This window comes from Viscerimonas tarda (assembly GCF_054601255.1).
Genome location: NZ_BAAHWV010000020.1, coordinates 45829 through 62728 on the forward strand (window position 1 = coordinate 45829; position 16900 = coordinate 62728).

Sequence of the window (16900 nt, forward strand, 5' to 3'; positions counted from 1 at the left end):
TGAATATTGGAATCAGCGAAATGGAGGCGCCTTTGTTTGGCGTAGGCTCCAGTGTCTGTTGCACAATCCCTGAAAAGTATAGCCGTAGGCTAAGGCTTAAAGGCTTTCAGCCTTAACGAGCAGTTGTACAGCAGACACTCCAGCCTGCATCGCGTGCAATGGTTTTGCGCAAGGCGGGAGCCTACACCGAACAAGGGGAGACGAAAAACTTAGAACTCAAATTTTTAAACAATAATATAAATGAAAAAACAACTAATAATAGCTATGGCTGGATTATCGGTAATGCTGGGCGCTTGCTCGGAAAAAGATGCAGGACAAGACAATGAGTTTGTGTATGAAGTAGATGCTTTTGCCGATTTACAGATTTTGCGTTACCAGATTCCCGATTTTGAATCGCTGAGTTTGCAGCAGAAAGAAATGATTTATTACCTCTCGCAGGCGGCAATCGAAGGCCGGGATATTCTTTTCGATCAGAATGGACGGTATAATCTGGCTATTCGCCGTACCTTGGAGGCTATTTATGCAAACTTCGAGGGGGATAAGTCTTCGACCGATTATCAGGAGTTTGAGGTGTATCTGAAGCGTGTTTGGTTCTCGAACGGCATTCATCATCATTATGGCGAAGATAAATTTTTACCCGGATTTTCGAAGGCATTCTTTGAGGAGCAAGTGAAACAACTTCCGGCAGAAACCGTTCCGGTAGCGCCCAATCAATCGGTGGATGAGTTCTTGGCGACGATTGAACCCGTTATGTTTGACCCTGCGGTGATGCCGAAAAAAGTAAATCAGGCAACAGGCGTCGATCTTATTCAGACATCGGCGAACAACTACTATGGCGAGGGCGTTTCGCAGGACGAGGTAGAGGCTTTTTATGCTAAAATGAAGAACCCCAAGGATCAAACGCCTGTATCTTATGGGCTGAATAGCCGCTTGGTGAAGGAAAATGGCAAGCTGGTGGAAAAAGTATGGAAAGTCGGCGGATTGTATTCCCCTGCCATAGAGCGTATTATCGCCTGGCTGGAGAAGGCTGCTGTTGTTGCCGAAAACGATGAACAAAAGAAAGTGATAGAAACGCTCATTGCTTACTACAAGAGCGGCGACCTGAAAACTTTTGATGCTTATGCCATTGCCTGGGTGCAGGATTCGCTGTCGCGCGTGGATTTTGTGAATGGTTTTACCGAATCGTACGGCGACCCGCTGGGCTTGAAGGGCAGTTGGGAGTCGGTGGTTAATTTCAAAAATCTGGAAGCGACCAAACGCACCGAAACAATCAGCTCGAATGCCCAGTGGTTTGAAGATCATTCGCCCGTTGATAAGCGATTTAAGAAAGAAAAGGTGAAGGGCGTAACGGCCAAGGTGATTACGGTTGCCCAACTGGGTGGCGATTGCTATCCCTCCACACCGATAGGCATAAACTTGCCCAATTCAAATTGGATACGCAAAGACTATGGTTCCAAGTCGGTTACGATAGAAAATATTATGGAAGCATACGATAAGGCTGCCGAACACAGTGGCTTTGGTGAAGAATTCATCTGGTCGGAAACCGAACAGGAATTGGTTCATAAATACGGATTTATCACCGATATTTTGCATACCGACTTGCACGAAATACTGGGACATGGTTCGGGACAATTGTTGCCGGGCGTTGACCCCGATGCCCTGAAGGCCTACGGTTCGACCATAGAGGAGGCGCGCGCCGATTTGTTTGGCCTGTATTATTTAGCCGATCCCAAATTGGTTGAGCTGGGTATAACTCCCGATGCAGAAGCTTATAAAGCAGAGTATTACAGGTATATGATGAACGGTTTGGCAACTCAATTGACCCGCATAGAACCCGGAAAAGACATTGAAGAAGCACACATGCGCAATCGTTCGTTGATTGCGCAATGGGCTTTTGAAAAAGGGAAATCCGGTAAGGTGGTGGAATACAAAAAACGCGATGGCAAAACCTATGTGGTTGTAAATGATTACTCTAAATTACGCAATCTGTTAGGTCAATTACTGGCCGAAATACAACGTGTTAAATCGGAAGGCGATTATGAAGGCGCTAAATCTTTGGTGGAAAATTACGGTGTGAAAGTAGAACCGGAACTACATAAGGAAGTTCGTGAACGTTACGCTAAACTCAATCTGAAACCTTACAAAGGCTTTGTGAATCCGGTGTTTGAGGCGGTAAAGGATGCAAATGGAAAGATTACCGACCTGAAAGTATCATACACGGAGGGCTACGTTGAACAAATGTTGAGGTACGCCCGGGAATTTTCAAGGCTTCCTAGCTATAATTATTGAGGGTAAAAATGTGGAGCTGTCTTAAAAGTCTGTCGAGGCTGTGTCAAAAGTCTGTCATCCCGTGCTTGACACGGGATCTCCTAATAAAAATCAGTTGAATGTCAGGAGATTGCGGGTCGGAGCCCGCAATGACAATCTAAAAAGAATACTTTTGAGACAGCCTTTTTTATCATTGCATCTCTCCATATCCACTACTTCCTTTGAACCTTAGAAGTAATCTTTTTGCCCGAAGCCGTGGTTGTCCTCAGTACATAAACACCCGGAGGTAATTCGCCTACACTTATCTCGTAGCGTGTGGTTTCCTGCGAGTCTCGTTTCACAATCTGCCCCGTTGTATTATATAGTTCTATCCCATTCACCGGATTCAACGTTTCCACATACAACACCTCCGAAACCGGATTCGGATAGATTAAAATTTCATTTCTAACCACCTCTTTTTGGATGCCCGTAATTGTATCCGAAATTTTCACCTGATAATTAACCGTCAAGTCGGGGAAAGAAAGATTGGTCATTTTACATGTTACAACTTCTCCGTAAAAATCAAGGCTCGCCTCAAAACGACCCTCCCCCTGGTCGGGAAGCGTTATGGCTTGGTCGGCTTCGTTGTACCAATTATAGGTGGTCGTGTTGCCATATATGTTGTATTCTCTGTTCAAATCAATGGTTTCTCGCGCATGTATTTCTCCGGCATCTATTATTTTTTGCGGAGAATAGACTGCTATTTCGTGATCCGAAACCGGGCCGACTTGCATAGCCGAAAATTTCAAGCTATTGTCATTGAAGTAGAGAGTTCTCAGGGGTGAGGCCACTTTCAATTCGGTTAATTGGTTGTTTGAAACATTTAGCCAATTCAGCTTGGTGTGTTGCGACAGGTCGAGGTCGCCGGTAAGCTGATTGTCAGGAAGATACAATAAACTTAAATCGGAGCTTTGAGGCAATATTAAACCGCTCAATTGAGCGCCGACACTATAAAACGACAACAACCTCTCCTTCTGCGACAAGTCGATAGCCGAGTTCAAGGGATTACCCGAGCAGGATAAAAAGCCAATTTTGTTGTTTTTTGATAAATTGAGTTGGCTAATCGAATTATCGGAGCAATCGAGGGATGCCAAGTCTGAATTCGTTGACAGAGAAAGTTCATTGAGCTTATTCCCGGAACAATACAACGAGATAAGGCTTTTCTGTTTCGACAGGTCTAATTCCGTGATAAGATTATTTGAGCAATTTAAAACGCCCAAATCCAGATTTGCCGATAAATTCAACCCGGCTAACTGATTGTCCGAGCAATTCAGCTGCAAAAGGTTTACATTTCGTGTCAAATCCAATTCCGTTAAACCGTTCCCTGAACAATCCAGCCGGTTTAGCTTCGGATTATCTAAAATGTTTAGCGCAGTGAATTTGGATTGCGGAAAATTCAAGACTTCCAGCTCCTCAAAATAACTGCCGCCTATTATTCCCGACAATTGGTATTCGTCCGTAAAAGAATTGATTTCCAACCTGGTTAAACGGGCCGGAGCATCTACCGTCCATTCCCAGTCAATATAAATTAACCCCAGCTTGTTCTGTATTGCCGCAATCCAGTCTTCCGATACCCTCCAATTGGCAGTATCGGCAGCCGTTAATCCCAAACATTCCAGATTAGATTTGCCGCTTACGGATGAAGATTGGCGAAGAATAGCGCGCAAACCTTCCTTATCTTTTTCATGAAAATCCTGCGAATACAGACTCGTACAAAAGACGGCTAACAGAAAAGTGAATAAAATTCTAGTCATAATAAAGTTCCCCAAAAAATTGCCATTATTTAATCATTTGTGTCTTCCGTATAGAAACCATCTTCTTCGTCAAAATCGTCCTCCGTGTCATCATCAAGGATAAAATCGTCCGTGTCATCATCGAATACAATTTCTTTAATTTCGAGGTTTCGATGTGTGATATGCACCGTTTTTTCTTTCTGATAATCGCCGTCCTTGTTTAATTCCGACCAAAGCAAGTCTTTCAACTGCTGAATATTTTGTCCAACGATAGAGGAAATAAAAATGCAAGGTATATCCGGCAAGTCCTGCGATATGGCTTCAATCAGTTCGTCGTCCAGCATATCCGATTTTGAGATGGCCAACACCCGGCGTTTATCGAGCAGATCGGGGTTGTATTGCGCCAGTTCATTCAGCAATATCCGGTATTCGTTATGAATGTCTTCGGCATCGGCAGGCACCAGAAACAACAGCAGCGAATTGCGCTCGATATGCCGCAAGAAACGGTATCCCAAGCCTTTACCTTCGCTGGCGCCTTCGATGATACCCGGTATGTCGGCCATCACAAACGACCGCTGGTCGCGATAACCCACAATACCCAAATTGGGTTCGAGCGTGGTGAACGGATAGTTGGCTATTTTAGGCTTTGCCGCCGTCATCACCGACAGCAAAGTCGATTTGCCGGCATTCGGAAAGCCAACCAAACCTACATCGGCCAGGACTTTCAGTTCCAGAATAATTTTTCGTTCCTCGAATGGTTCGCCGGGTTGAGCATAGCGAGGAGCCTGATTGGTAGGCGTTTTGAAGTGGTTGTTACCCCGGCCGCCCCGGCCGCCCTTGAGCAGAATTACTTCCTGCCCGTCGTCGGTAATATCGCACAGGTATTCGCCTGTCTCGGCATTGTAGGCCACTGTTCCGCAAGGGACATCTATTATTTTCGATTCGCCTTTTTTACCCGACGAAAGGCTGCCGGTTCCACCTTCTCCATGTCCGGCCAAAATATGCCGTTGAAATTTGAGATGCAACAGCGTCCAGTAGTTGCGGTTGCCGCGAAGGATAACATGTCCGCCGTTGCCGCCATCGCCACCGTCCGGTCCCCCTTTAGGGACATACTTCTCGCGGCGGAAGTGCGTAGAACCTCTGCCTCCTTTTCCCGACCGGCAGTAGATTTTTACATAATCTACAAAATTTGTATCTGCCATTCTCTATTAATTAAAGATATATTTGTTGTGTGTAGGAATCGCTACAATGGCTAACTATATAGAAATGAGCGAATAACTCTGCTCTACGTTTTCATTGTTCCAAGCAACCCGACACAAAGATACTACTTTTTTGGTAAAACCGAAAACTATCAATATCTTTGCAATTATCATCAAAAAGAAAAAAACAATGAAACAGATTAATCGACTAAAGGTAGTTCTTGTTGAACAACACAAGACGGGCAAATGGTTAGCGGATTCCATAAATAAAGACGTAGCAACGGTTTCGCGCTGGTGCTCCAACGTAACACAGCCTCCGCTTAAAATGCTATTAGAAATAGCAGAATTGTTGGATGTGGATATACGGGATTTGCTTGTTTCGACTAAGAGGAGCAAGAGAGAATGACTTTCTGAACCACAATTTACATGATTTAAAAGATTAACATGATGAATAAAATTCAAAAATCGAACGAACTCTACGGCAAAATAGCCGTAATCATTGAGCAGTCGCGACAAAAGGTGGCGACCGCCGTTAATCTTACAATGGTATATACTTATTATGAAGTAGGGCGATATATTGTAGAGGATGAGCAGCAAGGCGAACAGCGTGCGGAGTATGGGAAAGCTGTATTGAAAGAACTTTCTGCGAAATTGACAGAGCGCTTTGGAGAAGGTTTTTCGTATCCAAACCTTAAAAACATGAGGCAGTTCTACACAATGTATTCCAAAAACAGAATTGGCTCGACAGTGTTTAGCCAATTGACAGAAAAGGCAAATACTGTTTACCCAATTCTTCAGACACTGTCTGATGAATCGCAAATGGCAGATAATCAAGTAAATACAACTCGGCAGATACTGTCTGTCAAATTTACCCTTTCATGGTCGCACTACCTTGTATTGATGCGTGTAGAAAACCCTGATGCTCGCCGATTTTATGAGATAAGGAGGAATGCGGCATGATCAATTATAATCCCAATATACATCACCGCCGTTCAATACGGTTGAAAGGGCATGATTATTCACAAGAAGGATTGTATTTTGTAACAATCTGCACGCACAACAGCGAATGTCTGTTTGGTGAGATCGTTAATGACAAAATGATTTTGAATGAAATAGGGGGAATTATTTATGACGAAAAGGAAGTAAATTATGAATGATTTTGAAGAATATATCCGTCAGGGCGAACCCGACAGAGTAGAAAAGAGCCAAATCTGGCAAACGGCTATCGGTTTGCAGCAGGTTGATGGTTTAACGCCATCTGCTTACCTCATCGAAACTGCCAAGGAAAATATTGAGGGTAAAATCACCATAAACGAGGTGCAATACCGTATCGACAGCTATTATAAATCCCAGTCTGTCAGGCAAGCAGATGTTGATGAGCGGACAGAAGAAGCGGATAAGGTATCCTCTCGCATTACCGAAATTTTATCTGTCAATACCTTTTCTTTCTCGCCGGTGGAATATCTGGGTATTCACAGGCGGCTTTTTAATGGAATCTACAAGTTTGCAGGAAAAATACGCGATTACGACATCACGAAAAAGGAGTGGGTACTAAACGGTGCAACGGTATCGTATGCAAGCGCCGAGACCCTCAGAGCGACTTTGGAATTTGATTTTAAGGAAGAGAAGGCATTCGATTACAAGGGATTAAGCGCCTCGCAAATCGTAGAACATCTGGCACATTTCATTGCTTATTTGTGGCAGATACATATTTTCGGCGAGGGAAATACCCGGACAACAGCTGTATTTTTAATAAAATATCTTCGACAACTCGGCTTTAAGAATATAAACAACGATTTGTTTGCAGCCCATTCGTGGTATTTTAAAAACGCGCTTGTTCGTGCGAATTACTCAGATATTACACAAAATATTCATAAAACAGATGAATATCTTATCCGCTTTCTTTCAAACTTACTGCTTGGCGAAAATAATGTGTTGAAAAATCGCGAATTGCATATTAGTTTTGTTGAAAATGCCGGAGTAAAGCCTCAAAATGACACTGTAAATGCAGAAAAATTCCCTGTAAACGGGCAAAAGTTCCTTGTAAACGGGAAAAAGTTCCCTGTAATTGGGTTGGAAATATTAAAATTGATAGAACAAAATCAAAAATTTACCATTATGGAGTTGTCAAAACGGTTAAATATTTCGGACAGGGCAGTAAAAAACAATATTAACAAACTCAAAAATGCAGGTATTCTTTCCCGTGAAGGTGCAGACAAAAACGGGTACTGGAAAATCAACTAAAAGAATGAGGCCTTGACTGAAAAAAAGAAAAACCAAGACCCAAAGCAAAAAACAGGCTTCCCTGATCTTGGTTTTTGTTATTTTTGAGGCAATTGCCTATTTATTCACTTTGTCGATGATGGAAGATATACGGGCAAAAATCTCATCTTTTGTGCCCAGTCCTTCGATTGTGTACAACAAACTTTCTTCCTTGTATTTGTCTTTCAGGGGTGTTGTTTGATTGTAGTAAACGCCCAAACGAGCTTTAATTGTGTCGTAATTGTCGTCCGTGCGTCCGGTTTGGCGACCTCTGTTCAACAGCCTTTCGATTAATTCTTCTTCAGGTACTTCGAGGCTCACCACGGCGGCAATTTTCTGCCCTCTTTCTTTCAACATCTCCGCCAAGGCTACACCCTGAGGTATTGTGCGAGGGAAACCATCGAATATAACGCCTTTACAACCGGCCTCTTTTATTTTTTGGTCGAATACGCCGGCCAAAATATCAACCATCAGCTCGTCGGGGATTAATTGTCCTTTCGACATATAGCTTTCGGCCAGTTTACCGAGTTCGCTGCCCGAATCGCGTTCGGCTCTCAGCACATCGCCGGTCGAAATATGAGCAAGTTCGTATCTTTTAATCAGGTATTCGCTCTGTGTACCTTTACCCGAGCCCGGAGCTCCAAAAATTACAATATTCAGCATAATTACAGATTCTATCAGATTTAATTATTTCTTTGTTTTATTTTATAAATATCGCTCAAGTTACGCCCATAACCGTCGTAGTCGAGCCCATAACCCACTATAAAATCGTTGGGTATTTCCAACGCCACATAGTCGAGTTTCACATCGTACTTCAATGCGTCGGGTTTGAACAAAAGAGTGGCTATTTTTATTTCTTTCGGGTTATCGCAGGCCAACTGGTCTATAACGAGCGACATGGTATTGCCCGTGTCAACTATATCTTCCACCACCACCACCGTCCGTCCCTCAATCTCCTCTTCGAGGCTATAAATTTCTTTCAGCACGCCCGAAGATGCCGTTCCCTTGTACGAAGCCATCCGCACAAAAGTTATCTCGGAGGGGATAGTTACCTTTTTCATCAGTTCGGCTGCAAACATGAAAGACCCGTTCAACACACAAATAAACAGGGGATCTTTCCCATCCAAATCCTTATTTATTTGCTCAGCGATTCGCGCAACAGCGTCATCTATAACCTTTTCGGCTATAAACAGTTCAAATTCCTTGTCTTTTATTTTTATTACATCTTTCATAGTTGCTGCAATATTTTAGAACGCAAAGGTATAACAAATAAGTAAAAGATATAAATGAGGAGGGATTTTTTTGGACGAAAAATAAAAGAGATTTGATGGCTGCGGCATGTTACAAAGCTATTCTATTTTCAATTCTTAAATCATAACCAGTATCTTTTAAAAAATTATCCATTTTTATTTGGTAACTTGGTCTAAATATTCGAGAATTACTATTTGCTATATATGCCATTTTCGTTTTATACAGGTTCGCCTCTTTTGTGGTTTCAAAATGTTTGATAGTGATGCGTAACTGCTCATCCTTGTCGTTTTTCCAATTTTTATTTGTTCCTGTCGTTAATTCTACAAAAATAATTGTTGAAGAGTATGTTAAAAGTCCATCGCTACACCTGTCTTTTTTTCCATCAGGTTTTCTTAGTATAATGCTGTTATCTAATGCAATAAATTTCACTTCAAATTGTTGATTATTTTCTACAACTGCAATCCATTTCTTACCATTTTTGTGATTTTCATCAAGATAGGCTGGTTTATGAAGAGGTGGGCCATCATCACAAAGTCCGAAATGCCTACTTGTGGATATATATCGATATTTGGAATCAAAAAAATTCAAGGTTTTTGTTAGAATTTTTTTCTGCTTATTACGCTTGTTCTTTTTTATCTCATTCTTTCTTCTTTTACTACTCATATCTGTTTCTGTATTTCCAATAACATAGCAAATAGCTCGTTGCCTTCATCCAACTTTTCATTCAATTTATTTTCATCGGAAGGTAAGCCGTCATAAGTTTCAAGCACATGAATGGTTCCGGTTACTTCGTCCAACTCATAAATCAACAAATCTTCCGAGTTGATAATTGAGCCTAACGAAACAATTTTTTCCAATTCTTGTTTTAAAACATCTGTATTTATTTTTGACTTTAACTGTCCTGATTTGACCAACAAAGTTAAGTAACTAATCAAATAAGGACTATGCGTAGTCATTACCAACTTATTACCAGGGTTCATATTGTTAAATTCCAGCAAACTTTGAAGCATTTGCCATTGGGAGGAAGGGAATAAGTTTTGTTCCGGCTCTTCGACTATATTTACAAAAGCTGTTTTGTTGAATTTCGAAGAAAGCACCGAAAGAGCCACCCGTTTTTGTTCATCGGATAAGTTCTCATTACTCCAAATTTCTTGTACGCCTTTTTTGAACCTATTCAATTCTTCACTACTCATAGGTTCTTTATTTTCACTCTGTATCTGTACAGATTTTGCTAAATAACTTGATACCAAATAAAGAGGCACAAAAGATTGAAAGCCACTCGAGCTTTCGGTAATTTTTATTTTATAATCTTTCCCTTTTAAATTAAGAGTATCATTTAATCTATCATATTCAATATCCGTATCATTAATTGGTAATCTCATTACCTCATCCATATTGTCTTTTGCATTATCATATTCTGTATTGAACTCCAATAATGAGGCTGACGATAATTTCAACTCCTTTACACCTTTGATATATGCTAGAAAATTTCTTTCGGCAGGCACATACATAATTTGAGGTAAAGGATAGTCTGCATTTGCTGTTTCATGAATAATCATCAAACCATCTTTATACTTTACAGAATAAGCATCCCCTTGATATTCTATATCAGTATTGGGATAAAGATAATTTTCTATACGATGATATGGAAGAAATGAGATTTTTAATCTATTTTTCCTCTCAAACCATTTTTTATCATAATCGCCTCTTACCAAAGCCTTTTCTATCCATGTAAATGTAGAAATTAACTTAGCTACAGTACTTTTTCCTGAACCTTGATTTCCGACAAAAACCGTAACCTTCTTAATATCAAGCCATCCATCATTTTCAAGGAATCCTTCTTTGATAGGACCAAAATTCTTAATCTTTATTTTGCTCATTTCTTTATTCTAAAATTCAAACATTGAAATTGAACAAATGTACAAATAATGGACGAAAAATAAAAGAATAAAAGCAACAATTCTAAAATTTTAGTAGCTTTGTAACGATTTATGTTATATAAAACGCAATACACTTATGAAACGACATATCGGATTTATCGCAATCTTGCTTTCCATGCCACTTCTAGCGCAGAATACCATAAAAATGAGCGCGGTTAAAAGCAATGACTATGGGGTGGCTTACAGTTTGCCCAAAACGGCGATTGATATAAAAGTTACGGTATCGAAGAAAACAAAAAAGGCAGGTGAATTTTATCAATATGCCGAAAGATACCTGAATATACCAAACCCCATTGTTCAGGATGAGCTTATTTTTACCCTCGAAAATATTGAAACGACCACAACCGGCATACCGGACAAAAACAATTCGTACTTGGTTGAATTTAAGCCGAATACCGTAGCGCCTTTTGTTACGCTGACAAAGGATGGATTGATTTGCGCCATAAACGAAGAGCTGAGCGTCCAGAAAGAAAATGCTACACTTGCCCCGCCCGAAACAAAAGTGGTGACAGTAACAGTCAACCCCAAATCGTTTTTGTCGGAAGAAATTTTGCGAGCCGGTTCCAGCGCCAAGCAGGCCGAACTGATTGCTAAACAGATATACCATTTGCGCGAAAGCAAATCGAACATACTGACGGGTGAAGCCGACAATATGCCACCCGATGGAGAGGCTTACAAATTGGTTATAAGCCAGATAAACGAACAGGAAAAAGCCCTGACATCCATGTTTTTGGGTACAGAGCTTGTCGAAACCCTGACAAAAACTTTTACGGTTGTGCCGGATGAACAGAATATTAATAGAAAAACAATATTCCGCTTCTCGAAAAAACTGGGGATTGTAGAACCTAATGATTTGGCTGGCGCTCCGGTGTCTCTAACCCTGATAAACAAAGAGCCCAAAGACGACACATTGCCTACCGAGAAAGAGCAAAAAGCCCTGGACAAGAAATTTTCGAGCGGTATTATCTTCAATATTCCGGCAAAAGCCAGTTTGAAGATTGAATTCGACAACCGCACAATGGTGCAAAAAGAATACGATGTGGTGCAATACGGCACACAGGATGTTTTGGCGCCCAAAGCGCTGAACAATGGAAAAGTAGCGATTAGAGTGGTTTTCTATCCCGAACTGGGCGCCATCAAACAAATAATTCAATAAACCAATCCTCGTCATGCCTTTAGAAATCGAACGCAAATTCAGGGTGAAGGGTGATTTTAAATCGCTGGCTTATAAGCACGAACCGATTATTCAGGCATATATTTCCAGCAAACCGACCGTTCGCATCCGTCAAAAAGGCGATAAGGCCTACCTCACCATCAAAGGGAAAGCTTCGGAAAGTGGCTTAAGCCGTTTTGAGTGGGAAAAGGAGATTTCCTTGTCCGACTTTGAGGAACTGTTGACTTTATGCAATCCCGATACGCTGATACATAAAATTCGTTACTATGTTAACTTCGAGGGATTTGTATATGAAATAGATGAGTTTCACGGCAAAAACGAAGGCTTGATTATCGCCGAACTGGAACTTCCGCACGAAGACACCGTATTTAGCACACCGGACTGGATTGGCGCCGAAGTTACAGGCGATAAAAAGTATAACAACTCCCAATTATCCAAACATCCATACTCGGAATGGGGGAAATAATGGTTGATTTGCCAATACTATTTAACAAGTAAGAGTAGCAACAAGTAAATCTTTTCGTTTATATTTGTTGTTGAATGTATTATAGATACCAAAATGGGTAAAATTCAAAATAAAAATAGACTTAAAAGACTCATCGCTGCAAGCAATAGTGGGGATGACGTTACAACGACTACGTCTTCTTATAACGTGTTGAGCAAAGAAGCTATTGGTTTTACATCTGGAAGGAAAAAGGCAATGGGATGGGATCCCCGTGCTGCTATCAGGCATATTGCTGGAAGAGATAGTATTAGTCCTGGGTGCAAGAGATATTTAGTTCGTGCTACTATTAGGCCTATTGCTAGAAAAAATAGATTTAGTTCTAGACGCCAAACATATTTAACGAGTAATGAGGGTACTGTCGTTACGTCCAACAATAGTTTGTCAAAAGGCATTGTGATAGACTGGAATGCTATTAATCTAAAACAAAATAGAAAGTGGAATTCAGTAAAACATATAGCTAAAATTTCGTCTGAAGCAACCTCGAAGGCGGCAGAACAAACTCTGGCAAATCTGGGAACAGTTTTGTATGTTGAAGACGGGAAACTTGTTGAAATAAAGAATGGTAAAAGGAAGAGAGTGATAAAGGATGTTAAATCCAGCCCTGTAACACAAACTCGCATTACCTTGAAAATGAAATAATTTATGGCTTTTGAAAAAAGACTTAGGTTGTTTGCCGGGCCAAATGGTTCGGGGAAGAGTACAATCATATCAGGTATCAAGGAAAATAGATACAATATGGGGGTATATCTGAATGCTGATGACCTTGAAAAGGAACTGAATAAAACATCTTCAATAGATTTATCAGCCTATGAGTTGCAAAATATCACAAAAGACGATTTCTCCTCTTTCTGCAACCACCACACGCTATTAGAAAAAGCAAGATTGAATGGTTACAATATAGATCTTTCGTGTGAAAATAACACGATAAGAAGCCGTGCGAATGAATCCAATTCTTATGAAGCATCCATCATAATAAGTTTTATCGTCAATAAATTGTTGGAAAAAGGAAGAAAATTCTCCTTTGAGTCTGTTATGTCCCACGAATCTAAAATACAGCTACTCCGAAAAGCAAAAGAAAACGGATACAAAAATTATTTGTATTACGTCTGTACGGAGGATGTACAAATCAATTTAAATAGAGTTGCCGCAAGGGTAAAAATGGGTGGGCATGGTGTTGACAGGGAGAAAGTAATCAAACGATATTATGAAAGTTTGAATCTTTTGGCTGATGCCGTAAAATTAACCTATCGGTCATATATTTTTGACAATAGTGGCTGTTCGTCTAAGCTTATTCTTGAGATAGATACCGAAAAGGAACAGGATAATACAAAATTCCACCACGATTATATTCCCAATTGGTTATCAACCTATTTAATTGATAAATTATCTTAGAAATGCTATCCAAACATCCGTACTCGGAATGGGGGAAATAAACCAATGAAACATCACCCGCAATATCCCAATCTGCTGCAATTCGACCTGTTTGGCGAATATAAATCTCTTTTTCATTTTTCAACGACATGCGAAGGCGGCTTCAGCAAGGGGAGTTATGCCTCGTTCAATTTGGGCGAATATTCGGGCGATGATGTTGTAAGTGTTTACAAAAACCGCAGTCAGCTTGCTTCTGTGCTGAATATTGACCCCAATAGCTTGTTGTTGCCGCATCAGGTACATGGCGACGGGATATTAACTGTGGACGCTGATTTTTTGTCTTTGCCCGCCCTGTCGCAAAAAGAACAATTGAATGGCGTTGATGCCCTGATTACCAACTGTCAACAGGTATGCATCGGGGTAACAACTGCCGATTGTGTCCCTTTGCTGGTGTTCGACCCTATCGGGAATGTGCTGGCGGCCATTCATGCGGGATGGAGAGGAACGGTTGCAAAAATCGCAACGAAAGCGGTCGCACAGATGCAGGAAAAATATGGTTGCAATCCCCAAAACCTGAAAGCCGGTATTGCTCCGGCCATATCTCAAGCTTGTTTTGAGGTGGGAGAGGAGGTTGTGGATGCTTTTTCCGGCGCCGGTTTTCCAGTCAACGATATAGGGTATCGTTGTCCCGAAACAGGCAAAATTCACCTGGATTTGTGTTGTGCAAACAGCTTGTTGTTAACGGCTTCGGGCATTCCTCCTCAAAATATAGAAATAGCGGGTTTATGTACTTATTCCCACCCCGATAAGTTTTTCTCGGCGCGCCGTCAGACGGTGAAATCGGGGCGGATGCTTACCGGTGGTTTTTTGACGTAGTTTTTGGGCAGGTTCTATAAAGCTACATCCGAAAAATTATTAATTTTGCAGGACAAAAAACAGAATAAGAAAAATAGATAATCAACTAATAAAATTATGGCAATACCTCCGTTTAAGTATCAGGCAACATTTCCGCTGGGAAAGGACACGACCGAATATTATCTTTTGTCGAAAGATTATGTTTCTACAACCAATTTTGAGGGACAAGAAATCCTGAAAGTTGAACCTGAAGCGTTGACGCTTTTGGCGCAGCACGCATTTCACGATGTTGAATTTTTACTGCGCCCCGAACATCAGGAGCAGGTCGCAAAAATTCTTTCCGACTCCAATGCAAGCGATAACGACAAGTATGTGGCTCTTACCTTTCTGCGCAATGCGGAAATTTCGGCAAAGGGCATTCTACCTTTCTGTCAGGATACGGGAACGGCTATTGTAGTGGGAAAGAAAGGCCAGCAGGTATGGACAGGCGCCAACGACGAAGAAGCCCTGTCGAAAGGTGTTTACAATACTTTCACCCAAGATAATTTGCGCTATTCCCAAAATGCGCCTCTCGATATGTTTAAAGAGGTGAATACCGGCACAAACCTGCCGGCACAGATAGATTTGTACGCGGTGCAAGGCAACGAATACAAGTTCCTTTTTGTAGCTAAAGGCGGCGGTTCGGCCAATAAAACCTACCTGTATCAGGAAACAAAAGCCTTGCTTACTCCCGAAAAACTGCTTCCTTTCCTGATTGAAAAAATGAAATCGTTGGGAACAGCGGCCTGTCCTCCATACCATATCGCGTTTGCGATAGGGGGTACTTCCGCCGAAACAAACCTGAAAACAGTAAAACTGGCATCGGCCAAATATTACGATAACTTGCCTGCTTCGGGAAATGAAGGCGGTCAGGCTTTCCGCGACATTGAGTTGGAGGCCAGATTGCTTAAAGCGGCTCAGGATTTGGGCTTAGGCGCTCAATTTGGTGGAAAATATTTTGCGCACGATATTCGTGTGGTGCGTCTTCCCCGTCATGGCGCATCTTGTCCGGTGGGAATGGGCGTTTCCTGTTCGGCAGACCGCAATATAAAAGGAAAAATAAATAAGGATGGCGTGTGGCTGGAAAAAATGGAGGACAATCCTGCCCGTTTAATTCCTGCCGAATTGCAAAAAGCCGGTGAATCGGGTGGCGTGAAGATTAACCTGAACCGTCCGATGAAAGAGATTTTGACCGAATTGGCCAAGTATCCAGTCTCGACCCGATTGTCGCTTACGGGGACAATTATTGTAGGTCGCGACATAGCCCATGCCAAATTGCAGGAAAGGCTGGACAAGGGCGAAGAATTGCCTCAATACATAAAAGATCATCCCATTTATTATGCCGGTCCGGCCAAAACGCCGACAGGATATGCTTCGGGTTCGATGGGACCGACAACGGCTGGACGTATGGACTCGTATGTCGATTCTTTCCAAGCGCATGGCGGCAGTCTTATTATGATTGCAAAGGGCAACCGCAGCCAGCAAGTAACCGATGCCTGCCACAAACACGGCGGATTCTATCTGGGAAGCATCGGCGGGCCGGCGGCTATTCTCGCTCAAAACAGCATCAAAAGCCTCGAATGCCTCGAATACCCCGAACTGGGAATGGAAGCTATCTGGAAAATAGAGGTAGTGGATTTTCCGGCCTTTATATTGGTAGATGACAAAGGGAATGATTTCTTTAAGCAAATCAAACCTGCTGCCGGATGTACGGCTTTGTAGAGTGAGAGCTAATTACATAACTTTAGGTGAAATAGTAAAGTTTGATGATACTTTATTGGAGATAATAAATCTACCTATAAATGAACAGGCATTTCGTAATAATAAAGGGGATATTTGGTATATCTATGATTTAAATTAGAGAGTCGTGTACATCATTGGCTATTTAAACAAAGGCATAACAGAAATCCAATATAATTCATTAAATTTGCCCCGGCAGATAGATATAGTCAGTCCCGGTGCCGGGAGGCGTAGGCCCGATGACCATCATTTCGTTGATAAAAAACACCTTGCTCGCCGGAAAGAAAGAGATTTACAAATAATAATCAGAGCACAAATACCGCAGGGCAGCCCCTCCAACCTCCAGCCCCCTAAATCCCCCGTAGGGGGACTTTTGATCCCCCCTACGGGGGGCTGTGGGGCTGTAGGGCTTAACGCAATCAAGGGACCACCTTCCCAGGCAATCCCTTGACATATTCCATATTTTAATATCCAATTTAATATAATAAACAATTAAATTAGGCTGATTTTCTCTTGGCGCTTGC

Annotated in this window: 16 protein-coding genes and 1 pseudogene; 11 read left to right on the plus strand and 6 right to left on the minus strand. The window is 41.7% G+C overall.

The genetic code is table 11. The features are described 5' to 3' along the window. Window positions 1–240: 240 nt before the first annotated feature. Entirely contained in the window at window positions 241–2289 is a 2049-nt protein-coding gene (locus ACYPWY_RS10050; protein WP_459685396.1) for a dipeptidyl-peptidase 3 family protein, read from the plus strand. Window positions 2290–2480: 191 nt separating this feature from the next. On the opposite strand, the gene ACYPWY_RS10055 is transcribed toward ACYPWY_RS10050, so the two are convergent. Together ACYPWY_RS10055 and obgE are read right to left on the minus strand one after the other, a co-directional pair. After that, complete coding sequence (locus ACYPWY_RS10055; protein WP_459685397.1) at window positions 2481–4061, minus strand: T9SS type A sorting domain-containing protein; 1581 nt, start codon at window positions 4059–4061, stop codon at window positions 2481–2483. A gap of 29 nt (window positions 4062–4090) precedes the next feature. Further along, window positions 4091–5242, minus strand: coding sequence for a GTPase ObgE (gene obgE / locus ACYPWY_RS10060; RefSeq protein ID WP_459685398.1), 1152 nt, complete (start codon window positions 5240–5242; stop codon window positions 4091–4093). Between the two features lie 187 nt (window positions 5243–5429). On the opposite strand from obgE, the gene ACYPWY_RS10065 reads away from it, so the two are divergent. The 3 genes from ACYPWY_RS10065 (at window position 5430) to ACYPWY_RS10075 (ending at window position 7483) form a co-directional block, all read left to right on the plus strand. Next, the gene (locus ACYPWY_RS10065; RefSeq protein ID WP_459685399.1) at window positions 5430–5645 is read left to right on the plus strand and encodes a helix-turn-helix transcriptional regulator; all 216 of its coding nucleotides are present in this window, start codon (window positions 5430–5432) and stop codon (window positions 5643–5645) included. 38 nt (window positions 5646–5683) lie between these two features. After that, a complete protein-coding gene (locus ACYPWY_RS10070; RefSeq protein ID WP_459685400.1) occupies window positions 5684–6199 on the plus strand; it encodes a DUF1016 N-terminal domain-containing protein in 516 nt (171 codons plus the stop codon). A 189-nt stretch (window positions 6200–6388) separates the two neighbouring features. Then, window positions 6389–7483, plus strand: a complete 1095-nt coding sequence (locus ACYPWY_RS10075; protein ID WP_459685401.1) for a Fic family protein — start codon at window positions 6389–6391, stop codon at window positions 7481–7483. 96 nt (window positions 7484–7579) lie between these two features. Here the strand turns inward: ACYPWY_RS10075 and ACYPWY_RS10080 are convergent, their stop codons facing one another. The 4 genes from ACYPWY_RS10080 to ACYPWY_RS10095 form a co-directional block, all read right to left on the minus strand. After that, complete coding sequence (locus ACYPWY_RS10080; protein WP_459685402.1) at window positions 7580–8164, minus strand: adenylate kinase; 585 nt, start codon at window positions 8162–8164, stop codon at window positions 7580–7582. 20 nt (window positions 8165–8184) lie between these two features. Continuing rightward, window positions 8185–8733: a hypoxanthine phosphoribosyltransferase gene (gene hpt, locus ACYPWY_RS10085; protein ID WP_459685403.1), complete on the minus strand. Its 549-nt coding sequence runs from the start codon at window positions 8731–8733 to the stop codon at window positions 8185–8187. Between the two features lie 109 nt (window positions 8734–8842). Then, window positions 8843–9415 (minus strand): hypothetical protein, encoded by a 573-nt coding sequence (locus ACYPWY_RS10090; RefSeq protein WP_459685404.1) that lies wholly within the window; start codon window positions 9413–9415, stop codon window positions 8843–8845. Beyond that, window positions 9412–10632 carry an AAA family ATPase gene (locus ACYPWY_RS10095; protein WP_459685405.1) on the minus strand — a complete coding sequence of 407 codons (1221 nt, stop codon included), beginning with the start codon at window positions 10630–10632 and terminating at the stop codon, window positions 9412–9414. The genes ACYPWY_RS10090 and ACYPWY_RS10095 overlap by 4 nt, the downstream gene beginning before the upstream one ends. 136 nt (window positions 10633–10768) lie before the next feature. Here ACYPWY_RS10095 and ACYPWY_RS10100 point away from each other — a divergent pair, with 136 nt between their 5' ends. From ACYPWY_RS10100 to ACYPWY_RS10130, 7 genes and pseudogenes are all read left to right on the plus strand, one after another. Further along, window positions 10769–11848, plus strand: a complete 1080-nt coding sequence (locus ACYPWY_RS10100; protein ID WP_459685406.1) for a DUF4831 family protein — start codon at window positions 10769–10771, stop codon at window positions 11846–11848. Window positions 11849–11861: 13 nt separating this feature from the next. Further along, a complete protein-coding gene (locus ACYPWY_RS10105) occupies window positions 11862–12332 on the plus strand; it encodes a CYTH domain-containing protein (protein WP_459685407.1) in 471 nt (156 codons plus the stop codon). A gap of 93 nt (window positions 12333–12425) precedes the next feature. After that, complete coding sequence (locus ACYPWY_RS10110; protein WP_459685408.1) at window positions 12426–13010, plus strand: hypothetical protein; 585 nt, start codon at window positions 12426–12428, stop codon at window positions 13008–13010. Between the two features lie 3 nt (window positions 13011–13013). Beyond that, on the plus strand, window positions 13014–13763 hold the full coding sequence (locus tag ACYPWY_RS10115) for a hypothetical protein (protein WP_459685409.1): 750 nt from the start codon (window positions 13014–13016) through the stop codon (window positions 13761–13763). A gap of 45 nt (window positions 13764–13808) precedes the next feature. Further along, complete coding sequence (gene pgeF, locus ACYPWY_RS10120) at window positions 13809–14618, plus strand: peptidoglycan editing factor PgeF (protein ID WP_459685410.1); 810 nt, start codon at window positions 13809–13811, stop codon at window positions 14616–14618. A gap of 96 nt (window positions 14619–14714) precedes the next feature. Continuing rightward, window positions 14715–16358: a fumarate hydratase gene (locus ACYPWY_RS10125; RefSeq protein WP_459685411.1), complete on the plus strand. Its 1644-nt coding sequence runs from the start codon at window positions 14715–14717 to the stop codon at window positions 16356–16358. A 233-nt stretch (window positions 16359–16591) separates the two neighbouring features. Then, window positions 16592–16678: pseudogene (locus ACYPWY_RS10130) on the plus strand (hypothetical protein); the annotation flags it as partial. Window positions 16679–16900: the final 222 nt, after the last annotated feature.